The organism is Streptomyces sp. BYX5S (genome assembly GCF_054724165.1).
This window is the reverse complement of record NZ_CM138829.1, coordinates 5,535,731-5,557,465: the sequence shown is the minus strand read 5'-3', so window position 1 is coordinate 5,557,465 and position 21,735 is coordinate 5,535,731. Positions and strand designations below refer to the sequence as shown.

Sequence of the window (21,735 nt, the reverse complement as noted above, 5' to 3'; positions counted from 1 at the left end):
GTGGTGACCACCGTTTCCGGTGGTCAGCGCAGTCGACGCAGATACGGGTCGTGGGGGCGGCGCGGCGCGAGCCGGACGCGGACGTCGAGCGCGGTGATGCCGCGCGGCCCGGCCAGTACGGGGTTCAGATCGGCCTCCGCGAGCTGCGGCAGCTCGCAGGCCATCCGCGACAGCCGGTGCAGCAACTGCTCCAGCGCGTGCAGATCGGCGGCGGGCCGGCCCGCGTAGCCGAACAGCAGCGGGGCGCAGCGCGGAGCGGTGAGCAGTTCGTGGACGGCCCGGTCGGTCAGCGGGGCGAGCCGGCCCGCGCGGTCGGCGAGCAGATCGGTCGCCGTGCCACCGAGCCCGAACACCACGAGCGGCCCGAACACCTCGTCCTGGGTGACCCCGGCGAACAGTTCGGTGCCCCGGTCGGCGAGCGGCTGGACGACGACGCCCGTCATCAGGCCACCGAACCGCGTCGTCAGGTCCCGGTGCGCGGCCCGTACTTGGGAGGAGCCGCGCAGATCGAGATGGACGGCGCGCTGCTCGCTCTTGTGCAGCAGGCCCGGCCAGTACGCCTTCATCACGACCTGACCGCCCGGACCCGCGAGGCGTTCGGCCGCGACGACGGCCTCGTCCTCGTCGCGGGCCCACTCCCACGGCAGCTGCGGGACGCCGTACGCGGCGAGCAGCGCGGCGGTGTCCCGCGGATCCAGCCAGCCGCCGTCCGGGTGCCCGGCCAGATACGAGGCGACCAGGGCGCGCGCCGTCGCCGTCTCCACGTCCGGCAGCTCCGCCACCTCGCCCTCGTCCCGGGCGAGCCACTGCCCGCGGGTGGCGGCATGCGCCAGGGCCCGCGCCGCGTCCTGCGCATCGGCGTACGCCGGCACCGCGGCACGGCCCTCCGGCGCCGCGTCGTCGCCGCGGCCCTCCGGGAGAGCGTCGAGCAGTTCGACGCGGGTGGCCTGCGCCGGCAGGACGGCGAGCAGCGGGCGGTCCGCGGCGGGCGCCCGGGTGAGCGCGCGGGTCAGGTCGGTGCCGGTCGCCGCCGCCACGGCCGTCGGCACCAGCGCCACCAGCACCGCGTCGACACCGCCGTGCGCCGCCAGCATCGCGACACAGTCCCGCAGTTGATCCTCCGCCACGGCGGCCGTCACATCGACCGGGTTGTACGCGCGGGCGTCCGCCGGGAGGACGGTGAGCAGTCGGTCGACGAGGGCGGGGCCGAGCGGCGGCACCGTCAGGCCCGCCTCCGCGCAGGCGTCGGCGGCGAGCACGCCGATGCCGCCCGCGTTGCTGACGACCGCGACGCGGCGCCCCTTCGGCAGCGGCTGCGCGTGCAACAGGGCCGCCGTGTCGAGGAGTTCGCCGATCGTACGCGTCGCGGTGACCCCGGCCTGGGTGAACAGGGCCTGCCGGGTCATCGTCGGGGTCGCGGCGGCCGCGGTGTGCGAGGCCGCCGCCCGCCGCCCCGGCTCGGAGCGCCCCGCGTCGACGGTGAGCACGGGCATGGTGCGCGCCACGCGGCGCGCGGTGCGGGAGAAGGCGCGCGGATTGCCGAACGACTCCAGGTGCAGCAGCGCGAGGTCGGTACGGCCGTCGCTCTCCCACCACTGGAGCAGATCGTTGCCGCTGACGTCGTACTTGTCGCCCAGCGAGGCGAACGACGACACCCCGATGCCGAGCCGGGCGAGCCCGTCGAGCAGCGCGATGCCGACCCCGCCGGACTGCACCGCGACCCCCGCCGTGCCGGGGCCCGGATGCCGGGCCGCGAACGTCGCGTCGAGGTGCACGGCCGGCTCGGTGTTGGCGATGCCGAGACAGTTCGGCCCCGCGAGCCGCATCCCGAACCGTCGGCAGACGGAGACGAGTTCGGCCGCCTGCTCGAAACCGAACCCGGCGGACACGACGACCAGCGCACGCACCCCGGCCCGGCCGCACTCCGCGGCGACCTCCGGCACGGAGCCGGCGGGCACCGCGAGCACGGCGAGGTCCGGCACGCGCGGCAGTTCCGCCAGCGACGCCCTGGCCGGGACGCCGCACAGGTTCGCCGCCCGCGGGTGCACGGCGTACAGGCGGCCCGCGAAGCCGCCGGTGCGCAGGTTGCGCAGGATCGCCCGGCCGACCGAGCCGGGCCGCCGGCCGACGCCGATCACGGCGACGGTGTCCGGCTGCAACAAGGGCCGGAGGCTGGCCACGTCGGCCACCCGCCCGCGCGTCTCGACGGCCGTCAAGTACGCGTCGTCCGGCACCAGTTGCACCGCGCAGCGCACCTCGGGCCCGTCGAAGGAGCGCCGGGTGCGCAGCCCCAGATCGGCGAAGACCTTCAGCATCTCGTGGTTCTCCGCGAGCGCGTCCGCCGTGAACTCGCCGATCCCGGCGGCGCGGGCGGCGTCCGCGAGGTGTTCGAGGAGCAGCGTCCCGACACCCTTGTGGTGCCAGTGGTCGTCGACGGCGAGCGAAATCTCCGCGGATGCGGATGCGGATGCGGATGCGGATGCGGACGCGGACGCCGGGCCGGGGGCGGCGCCTGCGGCCTCCGCCGGGGTGCGCTCGTACTCGGCCACCCCGAGCAGCTCGGGCCCGCCGTCCTCACCGCTGCCCCGCTCGGCGAGCAGCGCCAGGTAGCCGGACCGCCCCTGCCGGGCCACGCGGTCGGCGGCCTGGCGGGCCGAGCTGCGGCTGACGGAGAAGAACCGCAGCCGCAGGTGCTCCGGTGACATCTCCTCGTACAGCCGCAGCACCGCCGCCCGGTCCCCGGAGCCCGCGCGCCGGATGCGCACGGTGGTGCCGTCGGCGAGCAGCGCGTGCACCGGCGCGCCGCCGGTCGGTATCGGGTCCTGGCGCTGGGTCTCGGTCATCGTCGTCCCCTTCCGGCGTCCGGGCACTGCCAGCGTCCGCCGCGCGCGGGCGCGTCGCGATGGGCCGGGCGGGGCACGCCCGCGGGCCGAGGGTCCCTGGGGCCGCGAAGGCCGGACGGGTTCAGCGGGCGTCCGCCCGGCCGGGCAGCGGTTCGCCGAGCTCGCCCTCGACCTGGTCGGCCATGGCGCGCAGCACGTCGAGGGTGCGGACGGCCTCCGCCTCGTCGAGGCGTGAGATCGCGAAGCCGACGTGGACGACGACGTACGTCCCGACCTCCGCCTCCGGCACGTACGCGAGACACACCTCGCGCCGTACGCCGCCGAAGTCGACGTCCCCCATGCGCACTCCGGCGTCCTCGCTGACGGCGAGCACCCGGCCGGGGATCCCGAGACACATCACGCACACTCCTCGTCGAGCCGGGCCGCCGCGACGGCCGCCTGCCCGAAGCTGATGCCGCCGTCGCCCGCGGGCACCTCGACGCCCGCGAGCACCCGCAGCCCCTGCGCCCGCAGCAGCCGTGAAGTCGCCTGCAACAGAAGCCGGTTGACGAAGCAGCCGCCGCCCAGGCACACGGTGCGCGGGCCGCCGTCGGCGACGACCCGCTCCACCAGGGCGGCCGTCGCCTCGGCGACCGTGGTGTGGAAAGCCGCCGCCAGGACGGGCACCTGCTCGCCCTCGCTGCGTCGCTCCAGGACGGCCGTCAGCGTCGACGCCGGATCGTAGACCCACAGACCGTCCACCCGCGCGATCCGCCAGGGGAGCGCGGCCACGTGCCCGCGCACCCGCTCCGCCGCGCCCTCCAGCGCCGCCGCGGCCTCACCCTCGTACGACACGGCGCCCTCGCACAGGCCGAGCAGCGCGGCGACCGTGTCGAAGAGGCGGCCCGCGCTGGACGCCTGCGGGCAGCGCACGCCGCGGCGGATCATCGTGAGCACGCGTTCCCCGGCCGCCGCGTCCAGGCGTCGCGTGAACGTCCGCGCCTGCCACGGCGGGGCCGGTGGCGTGCCCAGGCGTTCGGCGCCGAAGAGGTGGCCGAGGGCGGCGCGCCAGGGGTGGCGCACGGCGGACTCGCCGCCGGGCAGCGGGGCGCGGGCGAAGCGGCCCGCCCGCCGGTAGCCGGTGAGCGAGGCGACGAGGATCTCGCCGCCCCACAGCGTGCCGTCGTCACCGAGCCCGAGCCCGTCGTAGGCCACGCCGACGAACGGGGTCCGCACCCCGTGCTCGGCCGCCACCGCGGCGACGTGGGCGTGATGGTGCTGCACCGCAATCCGCCGCACGCCCTCGGGCAGCGACTCGGCCCACTGCGTGGACAGGTAGCCGGGGTGCGGGTCGTGGGCCACCGCGAGCGGGGTGATCCCGGTCAGACGGGTCAGATCGGCGTACGAGGAGCGGAACGCGTCGTACGTCTCCGCGTCCTCCAAGTCGCCGCCGTGCGCGGCCGGATGGGCACGGTCGTCCTCGACGAGCGTGAAGGTGTGCTTGAGGTGCGCGCCCGCCGCCACCAGGGGCAGCGGTGACGCGACCGGGAGCGTGAGCGGGGCGGGCGCGAGGCCGCGGGCCCGGCGCACCGTGCGCACCCGGCGGCCCACGCGCTGGACCACCGAGTCGTCGTAGCGGGCGGCGATGGGCCGGTCGTGCGTGAGGAACCCGTCGGCGACGTCCGCGAGGGTGCGCTCCGCCGTGGTGTCGTCGATGGCGATGGGGCCGCCCGAGAGGTTGCCGCTGGTGACGACGAGGGGCCGGTCGAGGGCGCGCAGGAGCAGCTGGTGCAGACCCGTGGTGGGCAGGAAGAGCCCCAAGCGGCCGGTGCCCGGGGCCACTTGGGGCAGTTTCGGGTGGGCTCCGACGTCGAGGAGGACGACGGGGCGCTGCGGGGAACGCAGGACGGCCTTCTCGGTGGCGCCGCAGTTGGCGAGACGGCGCACGGCGGTGAGGTCGGCGACCATGACGGCGAAGGGCTTCGCCGGGCGGTGCTTGCGGCGCCGGAGTTCGGCGACCGCCGTCAACCGGGTCGCGTCGCAGACGAGTTGGTACCCGCCGAGCCCCTTGAGGGCGACGATGCCGCCGTCGTCGACGGCGCGCACGGCCGCCTTGAGCGCGATGTCCCCGCTCAGGGCGGACCAGGCCAGCTGGGGTCCGCACTCCGGGCAGGCGAGCGGTTCCGCGTGGAAGCGGCGGTCGGTGGGGTCCGCGTACTCGGCGGCGCAGGCCCCGCACAGCGGGAAGCGGCGCATGGTCGTGCGGGCCCGGTCGTACGGCAGGTCCTCGACGACGGTGGCGCGGGGGCCGCAGTCGGAGCAGCTCAGGAACGGGTAGCGGTAGCGGCGGTCGGCCGGGTCGAAGAGCTCCGTGAGGCACGGCTCGCACAGCGCCGCGTCGGGCGGCACCTCGCGCCGGGTGGTGGTGGCGGACGGGGGCGGACTGGCGAGCACCGTGAACTCCGTTGTTCTCAGGGGTGGTTGAACGATTCCGTGGGTCACCTCGACCGTGCGGACCGCGGCGAGCGGCGGCGGCTCGTGCCGGATGCGGGCCACGAGGCCGTGCAGGACGGGCGCGGGCGCGCGGGCGGTGATCTCCACGTGCCCGTCGACGTTGCGGACCCAGCCCGTGACACCCAGGACGTGCGCCGCGCGATGCACGAAGGGGCGGAAGCCGACGCCCTGCACGCGGCCGAAGACATCGATGCGCCAGGTCTCGACGGCGGGTCCTGGCCGAACGCCGCGCGGGCGCCCGGCGGAGCGGTCGACGGCACTCACGCGCGGCCCCCGCCCGCGCCGCGCGCGGTCGCCTCGCGGTGCCGCACGATGTCGGACTCCACGGCGTCGGCCACCGCGTCGACCCGCTCGGCGACCACCGGCGACAGGCCCGTGCCGACCGTGCGGTCCGCGCCCTCCACCGCGTACACCACGAGCCGCCCCGGCAGCCGCCCCAGGACGCGGGAGAGTTCGACGGCCTCCCCGAGACCGAGCCCGTGCGAACTCGTCGAGCCCGGCCGCGCGAGCGCCTCGTCGGCCAGTTCGAGACGGTGCACGCGGCCGGGATGCGGCGGCTCGGCGTGCGCCGCGTCGACGACCACGGCGAGCGCGGCGTTCTCCCAGCGGCCCAGCAGCCTGCCCGGTTCGCCGTCGCAGGTGGCGAGGGTGGTGCCGGGCGGCAGCGGCCGGGTGGCCGCGCGGGCGCCGAGGCGGGCGACCACGGCGGGGCCGAGTCCGTCGTCGTGCCGGAACTCGTTGCCGACCCCGATGACCACGATGCGTGCGGATGCCGCCGTGCGCATGGCGTCCTCCTTCCGTAGCCGTCCCCGACCATCGTCGGAGCGCCGGGTGGTCCGGGGGAGGGGGCCGAAGGTCCCCGAACGGGGGCGAAGCGGCCCCGTCACGTGCCGGGGCCGCGGTGCGAGGCTCACCACAAGGAGACGAGAAAGGCGGTGGGAACAATGCAACTGCCCCTGGTCGTGGGCGTGGACGGATCCGACTCCAGCCTCGCGGCGGTCGACTGGGCCGTCGACGAGGCCGCACGCCACGGACTGCCGGTGCGCCTGATCCACGCATCGCTGTGGGAGCGGTACGACCGCGCGACGCTCGGCGGAGACGTCGGCCGGCCCAGTGAGCGGATCTTCGCCGAGAACGTGGTCGGCACGGCCGCCCAGCGGGCCCAGCTCCGTGCCCCCGGCGTGCCGGTGAAGACCAGCGTGGTCGCCGAGGAACCCACGTCGGCGCTGCTGCACGCGAGCGCCGACGCCCACGCCGTGGTGACCGGCTCCCGCGGGCGGGGTGAACTCGCCGGGCTGCTGCTCGGCTCCGTCGGCCTCGCGGTGGCGGCCCGCGCGCACTGCCCGGTGATCGTCGTACGCGGCGACAAGGAGGGCGTCGCGGGTGCGCACGGCCGGATCCTGCTGGGCATCGGCGAACCCGAACAGTGCTCCGAAGCGGTGGAGTTCGCGTTCCGGGAGGCGAGCGCGCGCGACTGCGAGATCGACGCCGTACGGGCATGGCGCTGCCCCGCCCACGAGTACGCCGACGTTCCCGTGGGCGCCGGGGAGGCCGAGCGCGAGCACCGCCGCCGCGCCACCGAACTCCTCGACGAGGCCCTGGCCGCCGCGGTGGCAGCGCACCCCGAGGTCCGGGTCCGGCGGTCCGCCGTCGAGGGCCCGGCCCGCACGACCCTGCTCCACCGCACGTCCGCGGCCGACCTGGCGATCCTCGGCGCCCGCCGCCGCCACGCCCACTTCGGCCTCCAACTCGGCCGCGTCGGCCACGCGTTGCTGCACCACGCCCAGTGCCCGGTGGCGGTGATACCGCAGCGGGCGTGAGGGGCCCCGCCCCGGTGCGGCAGGTTGGGGTCACGCCTCCGGTGTGGGGCCCGCCTATGACTGCGCGCCGGGTGGTGCTGGGGCGCGCCTGGGTGGGGCCGGGTGCGGTGGTGCGGTCTCTTGGGGTCACGCCTCCGGTGTCGGGCTCACCACGACTGCGCACCGAGTGGGGCCGAGTCCGGTGGTGCGGTCTCTTGGGATCACGCCTTCGGCGCCGGGCTCACCGTGACCGCGCACCGGGTGGGGCCGAGTCCGGTGGTGCGGCTTCTTGGGGTCACGCCTTCGGCGTCGGGCTCACCGTGACCGCGCACCGGGTGGGGCCGAGTCCGGTAGCGCGGCCTCTTGGGGTCACGCCTCCGGCGTCGGGCTCACCACCACCGCGCACCGGGCCTGCCGCAGGAGGGCGCGCACCGTCGGGCCCAGCCGTCCGGTGCCGCGGCGTCCCACCACCAGCAGCGACGAGTCGGCGGAGGCCCGCGCCAACGCGGCGTCGGGGTCGAGCATCACCACGTCCTCGACCACCCGCACCGACGGGTACTTCGCGCGCCAGGGGTGCAGGCGGTCCGCCAGGGCCTGGACCTCCTGGTCCTCCCAGGTCGCCCGCTCCGCCGACGGCGGCCGCCACGGCGGACGGGGCGGCTCCGACGACGTCGGCGCGGGCAGCGCCCAGGCGTGCAGGGCGTGCAGGCGCAGTCCGTGCCGGTGCGCGGCGGCGAAGGCGTACCCGGTCGCGGCGTCGTCGGCGGGGGAGCGCGTGTCGACGCCCAGCGTGACCGGCCCGGACGGCCGGTGCGGCCCCGCCCTTTCCGGCACGGTCACCGAGACCCGCTCACGTCCGGACCTTTCCGGCTCGGCCCCGGGCGCCCGCTCACCTCCGGACCTCTCCGGCGCGGCCCCGGGCACCCGCTCGCCTCCGGACCTTTCCGGCACGGCCCCCGGCACCCGCTCACCTCCGGACCTCTCCGGCGCGGCCCCGGGCACCCGCTCGCCTCCGGACCTTTCCGGCGCGGCCCCCGGCACCCGCTCACCTCCGAACCCCTCCGGCTGCCCCTCGCCCTCCCCCTCCGGCACAAGGCCCACCGGCACAAGCGCCACCGGCACCCGCGAACACGCCGCGATCTCCGCCGGCAGCCGGTCGGCCTCGGCCCCACCGACTGGGCCGAGGCCGAGCACCAGCAGCGCCGCGTCCTCGGCGCGCGCGAGCAGCGCCCGCGACGGCGGCGGCGTGCCCGTCAACTCCACCGTGGAAACGGCCAGTTCGGGGTGGCGCCCCGCCACATCCGCCCGCACCCCCTCAAGCACCGCCGCGCCCCGCGTCCCCGCCCCGGCGCCCCCCGCGTACACCACCACCAGCGGCGCGCCCCGCGCCCCGGCCTCGTCGGCCGCCCACCGTGCCGCGGCCCTCGCTCCCCGCGCCCCGTCGGCACCGGTGACACCGACGACAACCGCTCGCCCCATGACCGCTCCCTCCGCCGCGTGAACGGTGCGTGCACCCCCACACTCCCGGCTCGGCACCGCTCGGCGGCATGGGCCGGATGGTCCCGAACGGGGGCCCGGCGGCCCCTCCAGGGCGCGGCGGCGCGGCGAAACGATGTCCACCATTACCGCCGGGCCACGGCACGCCGGACAGCCCGAAGCGGAACCCGAAATCGCCCAGCACCCGCCCCGAACGCGCCCTTCCCGGAGGGGAGTCGTCATGACTGGTCCACACGCCGCCCACCCCGTCGTCGTCGGGGTCGACGCCTCGGTGGAGAGCGGCGCGGCCGTGCTGTGGGCGGCCCGCGAGGCCGCCCGCCGCGACGCCCCGCTGCACCTGGTGCACGCCTGGAACTGGAGCCCCCACCCGTCGCCCGCCGAGGCGGAGGTCACCGGCCAGCGCCGCCGCGCCGAGGAGCTCGTACGGTCCGCCGCGCAGCGGGCCGCCGCCGAGAATCCGCTGACGCACCCGACGAGCGAGACCCTGGAGGGCCCGGCCACCACCGCCCTGCTCGCCGCCGCCGAGCACGCCGGCGTGCTGGTCCTCGGCTCGCGGGGCCTGGGCGCGCTGTCCGGGCTGCTCGTCGGTTCGGTGGCGGCCGGCGTCGTCGGCCGGGCGCCGTGCCCCGCCGTGCTGGTGCGCGCCGACACCGAACCGTCCGCCGACGGCCTCGACGTCGTCATCGGGCTGGACCTGGACGACCCGTGCGACGACGTCATCGACTACGCCTTCGAGGACGCGCGCCGCCGCGACTGCCGCCTCCAGGTGGTCTCCGCGTGGCGCGGCCCCAACCCGCTGAGCGTCGGCCCCGGTGAAGTGGCCCTGGCCAGGGGCGCGTTGCGCGGCGACGAGTGGAACGGTTTCCAGGAGGCGGTGCTGTCGAGCTGGCGGGAGAAGTACCCCGACGTCGAGGTGGTCCGCACGGTCGTCGAGGGCCGCGCCCAGGCCCCGCTGCTCGGCGCGGCCGCCGGCGCGGGCCTCGTGGTGGTCGGCAGGCGCCGGGGACCCGAACCCCGCCTCGCCCCGCGCACCGGCCCCGTCGCCCACGCGGTCGTCCACCACGCCCCCTGCCCGGTCGCTGTCGTCCCCCACGACTGAAACGTGCGTCGCACGTGACGGAACCGCCCCACCAGGCCGGACGGTTCCGAAGTACCCCATCCGCAAACGGAGTTGAGTCACAAGCGGTGCGCGGAACCTTGCCACCCGCTCCGGCGGCGCTCTATTGTCCCGCGTCAGAAAGCGCTTTCCCCCCTGATCCGTCGGCGCCCCGCAGCGGCCGCATCGGTAGCACCGGCATGCCCAGAACCGGAAGGGAACCACCACAATGAAGTCAGGCAGACCCGTCGCGCTCCGCCTCACCGCCGGGATCGGCGCCCTCGCCCTCGCGGGAGCCGCCGCGATGACGCTGACGACGTCCGAGGCCTCGGCCGCCGTGACCGGCACCGCCACCGGCTACGCCACGCAGAACGGCGGGACCACCGGCGGCGCGGGCGGCGCCACCGTCAAGGCCACCACCGGCACCCAGATCCACGCGGCCCTGTGCAACCGCGCCAGCGACAGCACCCCGATCACCATCGAGGTCGAGGGCACGATCAACCACGGCAACACCAGCAAGGTGTCCGGGGACAGCTGCAACACCGCCGACGGTGTCATCGAGCTCAAGCAGATCAGCAACGTCACGATCGTCGGCGTCGGCAACGGCGCGACCTTCGACCAACTCGGCATCCACATCCGCGAGTCCAGCAACATCATCATTCAGAACGTGACGGTCCAGAACGTCAAGAAGTCCGGCTCGCCCACCTCCAACGGCGGCGACGCCATCGGCATGGAGAGCGACGTCCGCAACGTCTGGGTCGACCACGTCAACCTGCTCGCCTCGGGCGGCGAGTCGGAGGGCTACGACGGCCTCTTCGACATGAAGGACAACACCCAGTACGTCACGCTCTCGTACAGCACCCTGCGCAACTCCGGCCGCGGCGGCCTGATCGGCTCCAGCGAGACGGAGCTGTCGAACGGCTTCATCACGTTCCACCACAACCTGTACGAGAACATCGACTCGCGGGCGCCACTGCTGCGCGGCGGCACGGCGCACATGTACAACAACTACTACGTGAGCCTCAACGAGTCGGGCATCAACTCCCGCGCCGGGGCGAAGGCCAAGGTCGACAACAACTACTTCAAGGACTCCAAGGACGTCCTCGGTACCTTCTACACGACCGCCGCCGGATACTGGCAGGTCAGCGGCAACACCTTCGACAACGTGACGTGGTCGTCCGCCGCGAGCGACTACAAGCCGGCCGGGCCGAACCCGACGTCGAACACCACGGTCTCGATCCCGTACTCCTACAAGCTCGACGCCGCGTCCTGCGTGCCGGGCGTCGTGGGTCAGACGGCGGGCGCCAACAAGGGCATGAAGGTCTCGGACGGCAGCTGCACGCCGCAGACCCCGGACCCGACGCCGACGCCCACGCCGACGACCACCAGCCCCACGCCCACCGACCCGACGACGCCGCCCACGGGCACCAACCTGAGCATCGGCGCGGGCTCCGACGGCACCAGCAAGGCGGACGGCACCAGCTACGGCAACGTGCGCGACGGCAGCATGACCACCTACTGGTCGCCGAGCGGCACCACCGGCTCGGTCTCGATCAAGTGGGGCACGGCCACCGCGATCTCCAAGCTCAACATCCGGGAGACCTCGGCCGCCAGCGGCCGGATCACCGGCTGGCGGGTCCTCAACGGCGACACGGGCGCGGTGTTGGCCTCCGGCACCACAGCGGGTGTCGTCTCCTTCCCGAAGACCTCGCTGAAGAAGGTCACCTTCGAGATCACCGGCGCGAGCGCGGCGCCCCAGGTGGCCGAGTTCGAGACGTACGCCCAGTAGCAGGCGGTCGTCCGCACGACGACGCCCCGCTCACCGGTGCGGACACCGGTGAGCGGGGCGTGTGCGTGTCCCCGTCAGCCGTGGAACGTGATGTACCCGTCGCGGTCGCGGTCGTTCGACGCCTTGGTGTACGCGTGCACGTCGGAGCGGGAGCCCGAGGGCTTGTACAGGTAGATGGTGTCCTTGTCGTTGTTCCAGATGAAGTTGCAGTTGTCGCGGTAGACGACGTTGTTCGCGTCCGAGTCCGTCCCGTTGCCGCCGCGGAGCTTGACGTAGTCACCGGGCTGGAGGGAGTGGCTCGCGGTGAACGTGAAGCGGTTCCCCGTGGCGTCCTTCACGACGTACCCCTTGAGGTTCACCGTGGCGGTGCGCGAGTAGTTCTTGATGGTCAGGTACTCGTTCTTGGTGTTGCCGCCGGAGCACCGGTTCGAGTCGGTGCCCGGGGCGTCGTACTGCACACCCCTGACCTTCAGGGCCGAGGAGTACTCGGCGGCCTGCGCGGGAGCCACCGTCGCGGCGAGCGCGACGACGGTGACGGCGGCGGGCAGGGCAAAGCGAAGACGCATGAGGTTCCCCCCTCAATGGTTCCAGTCGAGCTCCGAGAGCATATGACACGTGAAAGCGTCGTGACGTACATGTGTTGAAAATGTGTACGCCGGGAGCGAGGGGGGTGTACGGGGGCGTCAGGGGGAGCTGATCGAGGCGCCGGGCCCCAGCGGGATGTCGAAGCCGTAGAAGATGCCGAGCACCGCCAGCCACGCGACGAGGAACGGGACCACGAACACCGACAACCGGGAGAGCAGGGAGCCCAGTTGGGCCTCCGGCTCGTACCGCTTGAGGACCGTCAGGAGCAGGAACACGTACGGATTCAACGGCGTGATCATCTGCGTCGCCGAGTCACCGATGCGGAACGCGGCCTGGGTGACCGCCGGTTCCATGTGCAGCAGCATGAAGGCGGGGACGAAGACCGGGGCCACCAGGGACCACAGCGCCGAGCCCGACGTGATGAACAGGTTCAGCACACAGACCAGCAGGACGAAGGCCACCAGGCCCAAGTACCCCGTCAGGCCCACCGATTCGAGCAGCGCCGCGCCCTTCACCGCCAGCAGCGTGCCCAGGTTCGTCCAGTCGAAGACGCCGATGACCTGCGCGATGACCAGGATCAGCACGATGTACGCCGACATGCCCGTGATCGCGTCGGCCATCATGCGCGGCACGTCCTCGAAGCGCGTCACCGCCTTCACCGTACGGCCGTACACCGCGCCCGCCAGGAGGAACGCCACGAAGAGCAGCGGCACGATGCCGTCGAGGACCGGGGAGGGGACCAGCGCACCGCCCTCGCCGCGCAGCGGGGAGCCGGGCAGCAGCCAGCAGGTGAGGACCACGGCGGCGTAGGCGAGGACCGCGAGCCCGGCGCGGCGCATGCCGCGGCGCTGGAGATCGGTGACCTCCGTGGTGACGGCGTTGCCCTCGCCGTCGGTGGCGTCGGCCGTGCCGTCCGCCGTCGGCCACGGCAGCCTCGGCTCCAGGACGCGGGAGATGAGGAAGCCGCCGATGAGGGCGAGGACGATGCTCGCCGACGCCGTGTAGAAGTAGTTGATCAGGATGTGCGTCGGGGCGTCCGCGCCCTGCGGCAGCACCTGCGCGGCCTGGTGGGTGATGCCCGTGTAGAGGGCGTCGAGCGCGCCGATCGAGAAGCCCGCCGCGTACCCCGCGCACACGCACGCGAAGCCGCCGATGAGGCCCGCGACCGGATTGCGGCCCGCGTTCTTGAACACCAGGGCGGCGAGCGGCGGGATCACGAGGATCGCCACGTCGCTCATCAGGTGGGCCTGCGCCGCCACGAAGGCCACCAGATAGGGCAGCAGCCACCCCGGCGCCCGGGAGATCGAGGCGCGGACCACGCTCTCCAGCAGCCCCGTGCGCTCGGCCACGCCCACGGCGGCCATCATCAGCAGCACCGTGCCCAGCGACGGGAAGCCGGTGAAGTTGGGGATGAAGTTCTCCAGGAGCCAGACCACGCCGTCCCCGGTGAACACCCCCTGCACCGCGACTGTCTTGTCCTCGCCGGGGATCTCCACCGTCGCGTCCGCCGCCGCGAGCGCCGTCGACGCGGCGCCGACGAGGACGAACAGCCCGAGGAAGAGGAGGACCGGGTGGGGCAGCTTGTTGCCCACCCGCTCGATGCCGGACATGGCCTTGTCGATGAACCCCCGCCCGGTGTCGGCGGGCGCGGTCCCGGGCGCCGGTGCCTGCGTTCTCATGTGCCCAGTCCGTTCTTCCTGAGGACGCCGTTCTGCGCGACGAGGGTGATGTTCGCCGGGTCGGCGAGGAGGCTGATGTCGGCGAGCGGATCGCCCTCGCACAGGACCAGGTCGGCCTGCTTGCCCGCTTCGAGGGTGCCGACCTCGTCCGCGAGGCCGAGGAGTTCGGCGGCGCTGCGGGTGCCCGTGGTGATCGCCTGCGAGGGAGTCATGCCGAGGGCGACGAGGTGGGTCAGCTCCCGCAGATTGCGGCCGTGCGGCACCATCGCCGCGTCCGTGCCCATGGCGATCCGCACCCCCTCGGCGATGGCCGCGGAGATGTTCTCCTTGGTGATCGCCGACCAGCGGACCTTCTTCTCGTAGTGGTACGGCTCCATGGTGGCCTTGTCGATGCCGTCGAAGACCGTGGAGAGCGTCGGCACCACGAACGTGCCCTTCTCACCGGCGAGTTCACGCGCCTGCGCCGTCATGCCGTAGCCGTGCTCGACGCTGGTGACACCGCCGCGGATCGCGTTGAGGATGCCCGCGGTGCCCTGCGCGTGCGCGGCCACCGGGCGGCCGCCGTGCCGGGCCAGCTCCTCGACGACCGTACGAATCTCGTCCTCCGTCAGCCCCTCGTCGTCCGGGTGGTCGTACGGGGAGGACATGCCGCCCGTGGCACACACCTTGATGACATCGGCGCCCGCGCGCAGCAGCTTGCGCACCGCGAGCCGCACCTCGTTCGGGGTGTCGGCGATCTCGCCCATCCCGGCACTCGGGTCGAACCCGCACTCCGTGGCGAAGTCGGCGTGCCCGCCGGTGTGGCTGAGGATCTTCACCGCCGTGTGGATCCGCGGACCCGTGGTGAGACCCTGCGCGACCGCCGTGCGGTAACCGGCCGGCAGCCCGCCCAGGTCGCGCACGGTGGTGACACCCGCGTCGAGGGTGGCGCGCAGCCGCTCGGCGGTGCGGAAGGTCTCGACCGTGGTGTCCTGCTCGTAGCGGCGCACCATCTGCCGGGCGGACTCGACGCCGAGGTGCACATGGGTGTCGATGAAGCCGGGCAGCAGGGTGCGGCCACCGGCGTCGACGGTGCGGACCCCGGGCTCGGCGGCGGGCGCCGCCGCGGCGGGACCCGCGTACGCGATCCGGCCCTCGGCGTCGACGACGAGCGTGGCGCCCTCGACGGGCGCGGCGCCGGTGCCGTCGATCAGGCGGGCGTCGGTGATGCGGAGCGAGGAAGACTGTTGGGAACTCATGAGCGAACACTGTCGGATTCGGCGATGACGAACACGTAAAATCGCAGGAACCCGACCGAGCCCGTCGATCTGTGCAGGATTTCAGCCACCGTGAACACGCAGCTTTCGGACCCCGCGGTGGCGGAGCCCGCCGTCGCGGACCGCACCCGCATCGACGAGCTCGACCTCCAGCTCGTGCACGCCCTCCAGATCAACACCCGCGCCCCCTGGACGCTGATCGGCGAGGCCCTCGACATCGATCCGGTCACCGCGGCGCGGCGCTGGGAGCGGCTCGCGCGGACCGGGGCCGCCTGGGTCGACGGATACCTCGCGCTCGACCGCGACGAGGGCTCCGTGTACGCGCAGGTCGAGATCGACACCGGCGGGCACCTCCCGGAGGACGTGCTGACGTCGCTCGCCGCGGACTCCCGGATGCTGAGCCTCAAGCAGACCTCCGGCGGGCGCGACCTGCTCGCCATCGTGGGCGCCGCGTCGTTCGACGACCTCGCCCGGTACACCGGCGAGCGGATCTCCCGGCTGCCCGGCGTGCGCGGCACCCGCATCCACGTCATCACGGCCGTCCCCGTGGAGGGCGCGCAGTGGCGGCTGCGCAGCCTCACGCCGAGCCAGCGCGCCCTGCTCCGCCCCGAGTACCCGGAGGCCGAGAGCCCCGTACCCGACGAACCGATACGCCCCGTCGACCGGCGCATCGCGCACGCGCTGGGCACGGACGGCCGGATGTCGCTCACCGGTCTGGCCCGCGCCACCGGGGCGAGCACCGCCACGGTGCGGCGCAGGCTGCGGGCGCTGAGCGCGGGCGGACGTCTGTCGCTGCGCTGCACACTGGCCCGGCCGCTCACCGAGTTCCCGGTCTCCGCCGTCTACTTCGGGTCCGTGCCCGCCGAGAACCTCGACACCGCCGTGCAGGCCCTGCGGACACTCCCCGGCCTGCGCATGTGCAGCATCACCGCGGGCACCCACAACCTCATCCTCGACATCTGGCTGCGCACCCTCGCCGAGGTGCACACCACGGAGGCGCTCCTCAACCGCCGCCTCGCGGACCTCGGACTGCGCATCACGGAGCGCGCGGTGGTGCTGCGCACGCTGAAGCACGCCGGCCGACTGCTCGACCGACGTGGCCACAGCGTGGGGGCGGTGCCGCTCAGCTCGACGGACGGCTGAGCAGCTCCCGCTCCTCCGCGTCCGCGTCGAAGCCCACCGGCTCCCACCGCTTGACGAGCAGCGCGATCAGACCGAGCACCGGGGCCCCGAGGATCACCCAGTAAACCCCGGTGCCGAGACCGGCACTGAGGATCGGGAAGAAGAACAGCGTGAGCGTCGAACCCAGGCGCAGCACCGCCTGGTTGAAGCCGATGCTGACGCCGCGCACGGACGTCGGGAAGCCCAGCGAGGCGTAGCTCATGATGTGCGCGCCGGGCCCGAAGCCCTGCGCGAACATGAACGCGCCCAGCATCAGGATCCCCGCCGTGACCACCGCCGTCCCCGACGGCCGGCCGATGAGCGCGAGGACCGTGATGGCGACGAGCTGGATCGCGAAGCCCAGCGACATCATCGGCCAGGCCCCCTTCGTCGACGCCCAGCGGATGCCGAGCAGGCCACCGGTCAGGGCGAACACGAGGTTCAGGGCGAAGGACGACGCGATCGTCGTCAGCGGGCCCTGCGTCATGAGCGTCGCGATGATGATCGGCAGCCCGAACGCCACCGCGTTGTACCCGAAGGTCTCCGCGAGCCCGACCGCCACCGACTGCACGGTGCGCGCCCGGTACGGCCCCTTGAACAGCCGCGCGTAGGAGCCGATCCCGGGCCGCTGCGGCCGCCGCTCCGACGCCGCCTGCACGTCGTCGGGCACGTACGCCTCGACCCCGTACGACTCCCGCAGGATGCGGGCCGCGCCCTCCAGGTCGCCCTGGTCGGCGGCCCAGGTCGGCGACTCGTTCATGTAGCGGCGGCGCAGCAGCAGCACGAGCAGCGCGGGCACCGCGCCGAATCCGACGGTGAAGCGCCACAGCCAGCCCAACTGGGCGTCGGGCAGCAGGAAGTACAGCGCCATGATGACGAGGTAGCAGCCACTCGTCGCCGCGTACCAGGCGGGCGACCACGCGGCCGTCCGCGAACCCTTGCTGCCCTTGCCGCGCAGCCGGGAGAACTCGGCGAGGAACGCGATGGCGACCGGGATGTCCATGCCGACGCCGATGCCCATCACGAACCGCGCGCCGATCAGCGTCCACGCGTCCTGCGCCAGCGCGCACACCAGCGCGGTGACGACGAAGAACAGCATGTTGGCCATGAAGACCCGATAGCGCCCTATGCGGTCCACCAGCCACCCGCCGACCAGCGCGCCGATCAGCGAACCGACACTGATCGACGCGGTGACGACCCCGGCCATCGTGGAACTGAGCCCGAACTGCTCCGTGATGTCCGGCAGTCCGTACGCCAGCGAGCTGAGGTCGTACGCGTCGAGGAAGATGCCGCCGAGCGCGATGATCACGATCATGCGGGCGTGCTTGCCGCGCGCGGTACCGGAGTTGACCAGATCGGAGACGTCCGCGGCGGACCGGATGGGCACGGTCCCGGCCGCCGCCTCCGCCGGCGTGGATGCGGACGACAGGGGAGAGGTACTGCTCACGGTGGCCTTCCGGGTGGTGCGGGTCCTGCGAATACCGCGGGTGTGCGTACCGCGGAATCGTATGCACCTACCGGAAGGACATCGTCCACTTGTCCGAATACTGGTCAGACCCGCTTGATGAGCGCGGCCAGCTCCCCCCGCTCCGCCTCCGTGAGATCCGTGAGCGGCGCCCGCACCGGCCCGGCCGAATGCCCCGTCACCGTCATCCCTGCCTTCACGATGCTGACCGCGTACCCCGCCTTCCGGTTCCGGATCTCCGTGTACGGCATCACGAAGTCCCGCACGTGCTTCAGCACCGTCCCGTGGTCCCGCCCCCGCACCGCTGCGTAGAAGTCGAGCGCGAACTCCGGCAGGAAGTTGAAGATCGCCGACGAGTACGTCGTGACACCGAGTTCGAGGTACGGCAGCGCGTACATCTCCGCCGTCGGCAGCCCGCCGACATACGTGAAGCGGTCGCCGAGCCGCGCGTAGATGCGGGTCATGGCGTCGATGTCACCGACACCGTCCTTGTAGCCGATCAGGTTCGGGCAGGTCTCGGCGACCCGCGCCAGGGTCTCCGCGCTGTACTGGGCGTTGGCCCGGCCGTACACGATGACGCCGAGGCCGGTGGCCTTGCAGACCGCCTCGATGTGCTCGGCGAGACCGTCCTGCGAGGCTTCCGTCAGGTACGGCGGGAAGAGCAACAGGCCGTCGGCGCCCGCCCGTTCGGCCGCCTTCGCGTACTCGATCGCGGTGCGCGTGCCGTACCCGGCCGGAGCGAGGATCGGGGTGCCGGCGGGCGCCGCCTGCACGGCCGCGGTGACCACCGCCTCCGTCTCGGCGGCGGTCAGCGAGAAGAACTCGCCGGTGCCGCCCGCGGCGAAGAGCCCGCCGACCTCGTGCTCGGCCAGGCGCTCGATGTTGGCGCGGTAGGCCCGCTCGTCGAAGGAGAGGTCCTCGGCCCTGAAGTGGGTGACCGGGAAGGAGAGCAGGCCCGAGCCGACGCGGGCGGCGAGTTCTGACGGGGTGAAGGACGACATGACTGGTCTGCTCCTACGGGAGGGTGGAGGGTGATTGAGGGGGGTGAAGAGGTGGTGTGAGTACGACATTACGAGCCGTCACTCATGCGCGTCCAACACCGGTTTTGCATCCACTGATACCTGATGGGTATGGCGAGAGGTCTCCGGGCATGACTCTGGCGCGGACCCCGCGCTGTCCGTCAGCGGGGCCCGCGCCAGAGAGCGGGAGGGGCGGCGGCGTTACGGGCGCTTGCCGACCTCGTGGGTGGCGACGGTCCAGGCGCGGGCCTGCTCGGTGAGGGTGATGCCGAGGCCGGGCCGGGAGGAGACGTGCATACGGCCGTCGCGGGTCTCCAGGCGCTCGTTGAACAGCGGCTCCAGCCAGTCGAAGTGCTCGACCCAGGGCTCGATCGGGTAGGCGGCCGCGAGGTGCAGGTGGATCTCCATCGCGAAGTGCGGGGCGAGCTGGAGGTTGTGGTGCTCGGCGAGGGTCGCCAGCTTGAGGAACTGGGTGATGCCGCCGATGCGCGGGGCGTCGGGCTGGATGATGTCGCAGGCGTTCGCCTTGATCAGCTCGACGTGCTCGGCGACGGAGGCGAGCATCTCGCCGGTGGCGACAGGGGTGTCGAGCGAGGCGGCGAGCGCGGCGTGGCCCTCGGCGTCGTAGGCGTCGAGGGGCTCCTCGATCCAGACGAGGTCGAACTCCTCCATCGCGCGGCCCATTCGCTGGGCGGTCGGCCGGTCCCACTGCTGGTTGGCGTCGACCATCAACGGCACGTCGTCGCCGATGTGTTCGCGTACGGCGGTCAGGCGGGCGAGGTCGGCCCTGCGGTCCGGGTTGCCGACCTTGATCTTGATGCCGCCGATGCCGCTGGCGAGGGACGCGGTGGCGTTGTCGAGGACCTGGTCGGTCGGCGTGTGCAGGAAGCCGCCCGAGGTGTTGTACGTCCGCACGGAGTCGCGGTGGGCGCCGAGCAGCTTGGCGAGCGGCAGCCCCGCGCGCTTGGCCTTGAGGTCCCACAGGGCGATGTCGAGGGCGGCGATGGCCTGGGTGGCGACACCGCTGCGGCCCACGGAGGCGCCGGCCCACACCAGCTTGGTCCACAGGCGGCCGATGTCGCTGGGGTCCTCGCCGATCAGGTTGTCGGCGATCTCCTTGGCGTGTGCGAACTGGGCGGGGCCGCCGGCGCGCTTGGAGTAGCCGAAGCCGATGCCGGAGTGGCCCTGAGCGGTCTCGATCTCCGCGAACAGGAAGGCGACCTCGGTCATCGGCTTCTGCCGGCCCGTGAGCACCTTGGCGTCGCTGATCGGCGTCGCGAGGGGCAGCGTGACGGAGGAGAGCTTGATCCAGGCGATGGTGTCGAGGGTCGCCCCGCCCTGACCGGCGGCGGCTGAACTGGCTATGGACATGCTGGTCACCACTGCGAATCCCTGGGGGTGTGAGCCGTTGGTTCCTGTTGACGCTAAGGTCGGCGATTGATCCACGTCAAACATAGTTTTTGGATGATCCAATACCTGGAGGGCATCGTTGTTCACGCTTGCGCAGCTGGCGAGCTTCGTGGCCGTCGCGGAGGAACTGCACTTCACGCGCGCCGCCGAGCGGCTGCGAATGACGCAGCCCCCGTTGAGCCGCCAGATCCAGCTCCTGGAGCACGAGCTGGACGTGCAGCTGCTGGACCGCACCAATCGCACCGTCCGCCTCACCCCGGCGGGCCGTGCCTTCCTCAACGAGGCGCGCACCATCCTGCGGCAGGCGGAGGCGGCGGCGCTCGCCGCACGGCAGGTGTCCACGGGTGAGGCGGGGGCGATCGCCGTCGGGTTCACTGCGGCGAGCGCGTACTCGGCGCTCGGGCCGCTGCTCGACGTCGCCCGGTCCTCCCTGCCCGGGACGGAGATCGTGCTGCGGGAGAAGGTGACGCGGGACCAGTTGGAGGCGCTCACCGAAGGGTCCCTCGACCTCGGCATGATCCGGCCGTCCAGTACGGGTCCAGACCTGGAGACCCGGCCGGCGGGGCGGGAGGCGCTGCTGGCGGCGGTGCCGAGCGGGCATGCGCTGGCGGGGGGCGAAGGAGCGTTGCCGATGGGGGAGTTCGACGGCCAGGACGTGCTGATGTACTCGCCGATCGAGGCGCGGTACTTCCACGAGTTGCTGGTCAGCATCTTCCGGGAGGCGCGGGTGCGGCCGCGGTTCACGCAGTACCTCAGTCAGGTGCACAGTCTGCTGGCGATGGTGCATGCCGGGTGGGGGATCGCGTTCGTGCCCGAGTCGGCGGCGCAGATGCGGTTTCCCGGGATCGCGTTCCGGCCCCTGGAACTCTCCGACGCCCGGCCCGTCGAGCTCCACCTCGTCTGGCGCAAGGCCAACGACAACCCGGCGTTGCACGCGCTCCTGCGCCTGCTCTAGTCCCGCCCCCGGTGGCGCCCACCCGCCCTCACGCCACGGGGCTCCGCCCCGGACCCCGCGCCTCAAACGCCGGCGAGGCTGACAAGGGAGCCCTTGCGGCGATCGAGCCCCGGTCTTTCGCGCGGCGCCCCGGGGCAGCGGGTGACCACGGCGCCGGGTATCACTAGGGTCGACATGGACCACCCGACGTACCAGGAGGAACCGTGTCCAAGCCCCCGCTCTCCCCCGACGCCGTCGCCATGCTGGAACGCGCCAACCCCGCCACCGTCGCCACCCTCCGCTCCGACGGCTCACCCGTCTCCACGGCCACCTGGTACCTCTGGGACGACGGCCGCGTGCTGCTCAACATGGACGAGGGGCGGGCCCGCCTGAAGCACCTGCGCCGCGACCCCCGCGTCACCCTCACCGTCCTCGACGAGAACAGCTGGTACAACCACATCAGCCTCATCGGCCGGGTCGTGGAACTCCGCGACGACAAGGACCTCGCCGACATCGACCGGATCTCGACGCACTACGCGGGCGGCCCCTACCCGGAGCGCGAGCGCGCGCGGGTCACGGCCGTGATGGAGATCGAACGGTGGCACGGCTGGGGCTCCTTCCGCGACAGCGACCAGGCCACCGTGTAGCGCTCGCGGCACTTCCCGCCCGGCTGCGCAAAAGCGCTTGCCGGGCCCGCGCGCCGACCCCT

17 protein-coding genes are annotated in these 21,735 nt (G+C 73.2%); 6 read left to right on the top strand and 11 right to left on the bottom strand.

Translation table 11 applies throughout. The annotated features are described in order from the left end of the window. Nucleotides 1-23 precede the first annotated feature (23 nt). From ACYBSK_RS25235 to ACYBSK_RS25220, 4 genes are all read right to left on the bottom strand, one after another. On the bottom strand, nt 24-2,843 hold the full coding sequence (locus ACYBSK_RS25235; RefSeq protein WP_460243443.1) for a bifunctional acetate--CoA ligase family protein/GNAT family N-acetyltransferase: 2,820 nt from the start codon (nt 2,841-2,843) through the stop codon (nt 24-26). 121 nt (nt 2,844-2,964) lie between these two features. Beyond that, nucleotides 2,965-3,240, bottom strand: coding sequence for a HypC/HybG/HupF family hydrogenase formation chaperone (locus ACYBSK_RS25230; RefSeq protein ID WP_460243442.1), 276 nt, complete (start codon nt 3,238-3,240; stop codon nt 2,965-2,967). Then, entirely contained in the window at nt 3,240-5,600 is a 2,361-nt protein-coding gene (gene hypF / locus ACYBSK_RS25225; protein WP_460243441.1) for a carbamoyltransferase HypF, read from the bottom strand. Before hypF ends, ACYBSK_RS25230 begins: the two co-directional genes overlap by 1 nt. Next, nucleotides 5,597-6,121, bottom strand: a complete 525-nt coding sequence (locus ACYBSK_RS25220) for a hydrogenase maturation protease (RefSeq protein WP_457479499.1) — start codon at nt 6,119-6,121, stop codon at nt 5,597-5,599. Before ACYBSK_RS25220 ends, hypF begins: the two co-directional genes overlap by 4 nt. A gap of 159 nt (nt 6,122-6,280) precedes the next feature. Between ACYBSK_RS25220 and ACYBSK_RS25215 the strand changes: the two genes are divergently transcribed. After that, on the top strand, nt 6,281-7,156 hold the full coding sequence (locus ACYBSK_RS25215; protein ID WP_460247097.1) for a universal stress protein: 876 nt from the start codon (nt 6,281-6,283) through the stop codon (nt 7,154-7,156). A gap of 348 nt (nt 7,157-7,504) precedes the next feature. Here ACYBSK_RS25215 and ACYBSK_RS25210 read toward each other — a convergent pair whose 3' ends face one another. Beyond that, on the bottom strand, nt 7,505-8,614 hold the full coding sequence (locus ACYBSK_RS25210; protein WP_460243440.1) for a universal stress protein: 1,110 nt from the start codon (nt 8,612-8,614) through the stop codon (nt 7,505-7,507). Between the two features lie 238 nt (nt 8,615-8,852). Between ACYBSK_RS25210 and ACYBSK_RS25205 the strand changes: the two genes are divergently transcribed. Together ACYBSK_RS25205 and ACYBSK_RS25200 are read left to right on the top strand one after the other, a co-directional pair. Next, entirely contained in the window at nt 8,853-9,731 is an 879-nt protein-coding gene (locus ACYBSK_RS25205) for a universal stress protein (protein ID WP_460243439.1), read from the top strand. A gap of 226 nt (nt 9,732-9,957) precedes the next feature. Then, nucleotides 9,958-11,517, top strand: coding sequence for a pectate lyase family protein (locus ACYBSK_RS25200; protein ID WP_460243438.1), 1,560 nt, complete (start codon nt 9,958-9,960; stop codon nt 11,515-11,517). Nucleotides 11,518-11,591: 74 nt separating this feature from the next. Here ACYBSK_RS25200 and ACYBSK_RS25195 read toward each other — a convergent pair whose 3' ends face one another. The 3 genes from ACYBSK_RS25195 to ACYBSK_RS25185 form a co-directional block, all read right to left on the bottom strand. Then, nucleotides 11,592-12,083, bottom strand: coding sequence for a lamin tail domain-containing protein (locus ACYBSK_RS25195; protein WP_460243437.1), 492 nt, complete (start codon nt 12,081-12,083; stop codon nt 11,592-11,594). A gap of 117 nt (nt 12,084-12,200) precedes the next feature. Further along, nucleotides 12,201-13,781 carry an AbgT family transporter gene (locus tag ACYBSK_RS25190; protein ID WP_457479494.1) on the bottom strand — a complete coding sequence of 527 codons (1,581 nt, stop codon included), beginning with the start codon at nt 13,779-13,781 and terminating at the stop codon, nt 12,201-12,203. Then, nucleotides 13,778-15,019 (bottom strand): metal-dependent hydrolase family protein, encoded by a 1,242-nt coding sequence (locus ACYBSK_RS25185; protein WP_460243436.1) that lies wholly within the window; start codon nt 15,017-15,019, stop codon nt 13,778-13,780. Before ACYBSK_RS25185 ends, ACYBSK_RS25190 begins: the two co-directional genes overlap by 4 nt. Before the next feature lie 90 nt (nt 15,020-15,109). On the opposite strand from ACYBSK_RS25185, the gene ACYBSK_RS25180 reads away from it, so the two are divergent. After that, the gene (locus tag ACYBSK_RS25180; protein ID WP_457479492.1) at nt 15,110-16,180 is read left to right on the top strand and encodes an Lrp/AsnC family transcriptional regulator; all 1,071 of its coding nucleotides are present in this window, start codon (nt 15,110-15,112) and stop codon (nt 16,178-16,180) included. Here the strand turns inward: ACYBSK_RS25180 and ACYBSK_RS25175 are convergent. The 3 genes from ACYBSK_RS25175 to ACYBSK_RS25165 all read right to left on the bottom strand — a co-directional run bounded on the left by ACYBSK_RS25175 (nt 16,161) and on the right by ACYBSK_RS25165 (nt 20,053). Further along, a complete protein-coding gene (locus ACYBSK_RS25175; RefSeq protein WP_460243435.1) occupies nt 16,161-17,645 on the bottom strand; it encodes an MFS transporter in 1,485 nt (494 codons plus the stop codon). The genes ACYBSK_RS25180 and ACYBSK_RS25175 overlap by 20 nt on opposite strands. Nucleotides 17,646-17,749: 104 nt before the next feature. Then, a complete protein-coding gene (kdgD, locus tag ACYBSK_RS25170; protein WP_460243434.1) occupies nt 17,750-18,664 on the bottom strand; it encodes a 5-dehydro-4-deoxyglucarate dehydratase in 915 nt (304 codons plus the stop codon). Between the two features lie 219 nt (nt 18,665-18,883). After that, nucleotides 18,884-20,053: an L-talarate/galactarate dehydratase gene (locus tag ACYBSK_RS25165; RefSeq protein WP_457481849.1), complete on the bottom strand. Its 1,170-nt coding sequence runs from the start codon at nt 20,051-20,053 to the stop codon at nt 18,884-18,886. A gap of 118 nt (nt 20,054-20,171) precedes the next feature. On the opposite strand from ACYBSK_RS25165, the gene ACYBSK_RS25160 reads away from it, so the two are divergent. Then, complete coding sequence (locus ACYBSK_RS25160) at nt 20,172-21,047, top strand: LysR family transcriptional regulator (protein WP_457479489.1); 876 nt, start codon at nt 20,172-20,174, stop codon at nt 21,045-21,047. 203 nt (nt 21,048-21,250) lie between these two features. Beyond that, nucleotides 21,251-21,673, top strand: a complete 423-nt coding sequence (locus ACYBSK_RS25155; protein ID WP_457479488.1) for a PPOX class F420-dependent oxidoreductase — start codon at nt 21,251-21,253, stop codon at nt 21,671-21,673. The last annotated feature ends 62 nt before the right edge of the window (nt 21,674-21,735 follow it).

What these genes read in the sequence shown, in the direction of transcription:
- ACYBSK_RS25215 (WP_460247097.1), top strand. Translation starts at nt 6,281, where the DNA reads ATGCAACTGCCCCTGGTCGTGGGCGTGGACGGATCCGACTCCAGCCTC.
- ACYBSK_RS25195 (WP_460243437.1), bottom strand. Translation starts at nt 12,083, where the DNA reads ATGCGTCTTCGCTTTGCCCTGCCCGCCGCCGTCACCGTCGTCGCGCTC.
- ACYBSK_RS25220 (WP_457479499.1), bottom strand. Translation starts at nt 6,121, where the DNA reads ATGCGCACGGCGGCATCCGCACGCATCGTGGTCATCGGGGTCGGCAAC.
- kdgD (WP_460243434.1), bottom strand. Translation starts at nt 18,664, where the DNA reads ATGTCGTCCTTCACCCCGTCAGAACTCGCCGCCCGCGTCGGCTCGGGC.
- ACYBSK_RS25185 (WP_460243436.1), bottom strand. Translation starts at nt 15,019, where the DNA reads ATGAGTTCCCAACAGTCTTCCTCGCTCCGCATCACCGACGCCCGCCTG.
- ACYBSK_RS25235 (WP_460243443.1), bottom strand. Translation starts at nt 2,843, where the DNA reads ATGACCGAGACCCAGCGCCAGGACCCGATACCGACCGGCGGCGCGCCG.
- ACYBSK_RS25200 (WP_460243438.1), top strand. Translation starts at nt 9,958, where the DNA reads ATGAAGTCAGGCAGACCCGTCGCGCTCCGCCTCACCGCCGGGATCGGC.
- ACYBSK_RS25165 (WP_457481849.1), bottom strand. Translation starts at nt 20,053, where the DNA reads ATGTCCATAGCCAGTTCAGCCGCCGCCGGTCAGGGCGGGGCGACCCTC.
- ACYBSK_RS25190 (WP_457479494.1), bottom strand. Translation starts at nt 13,781, where the DNA reads ATGAGAACGCAGGCACCGGCGCCCGGGACCGCGCCCGCCGACACCGGG.
- ACYBSK_RS25210 (WP_460243440.1), bottom strand. Translation starts at nt 8,614, where the DNA reads ATGGGGCGAGCGGTTGTCGTCGGTGTCACCGGTGCCGACGGGGCGCGG.
- ACYBSK_RS25205 (WP_460243439.1), top strand. Translation starts at nt 8,853, where the DNA reads ATGACTGGTCCACACGCCGCCCACCCCGTCGTCGTCGGGGTCGACGCC.
- ACYBSK_RS25230 (WP_460243442.1), bottom strand. Translation starts at nt 3,240, where the DNA reads ATGTGTCTCGGGATCCCCGGCCGGGTGCTCGCCGTCAGCGAGGACGCC.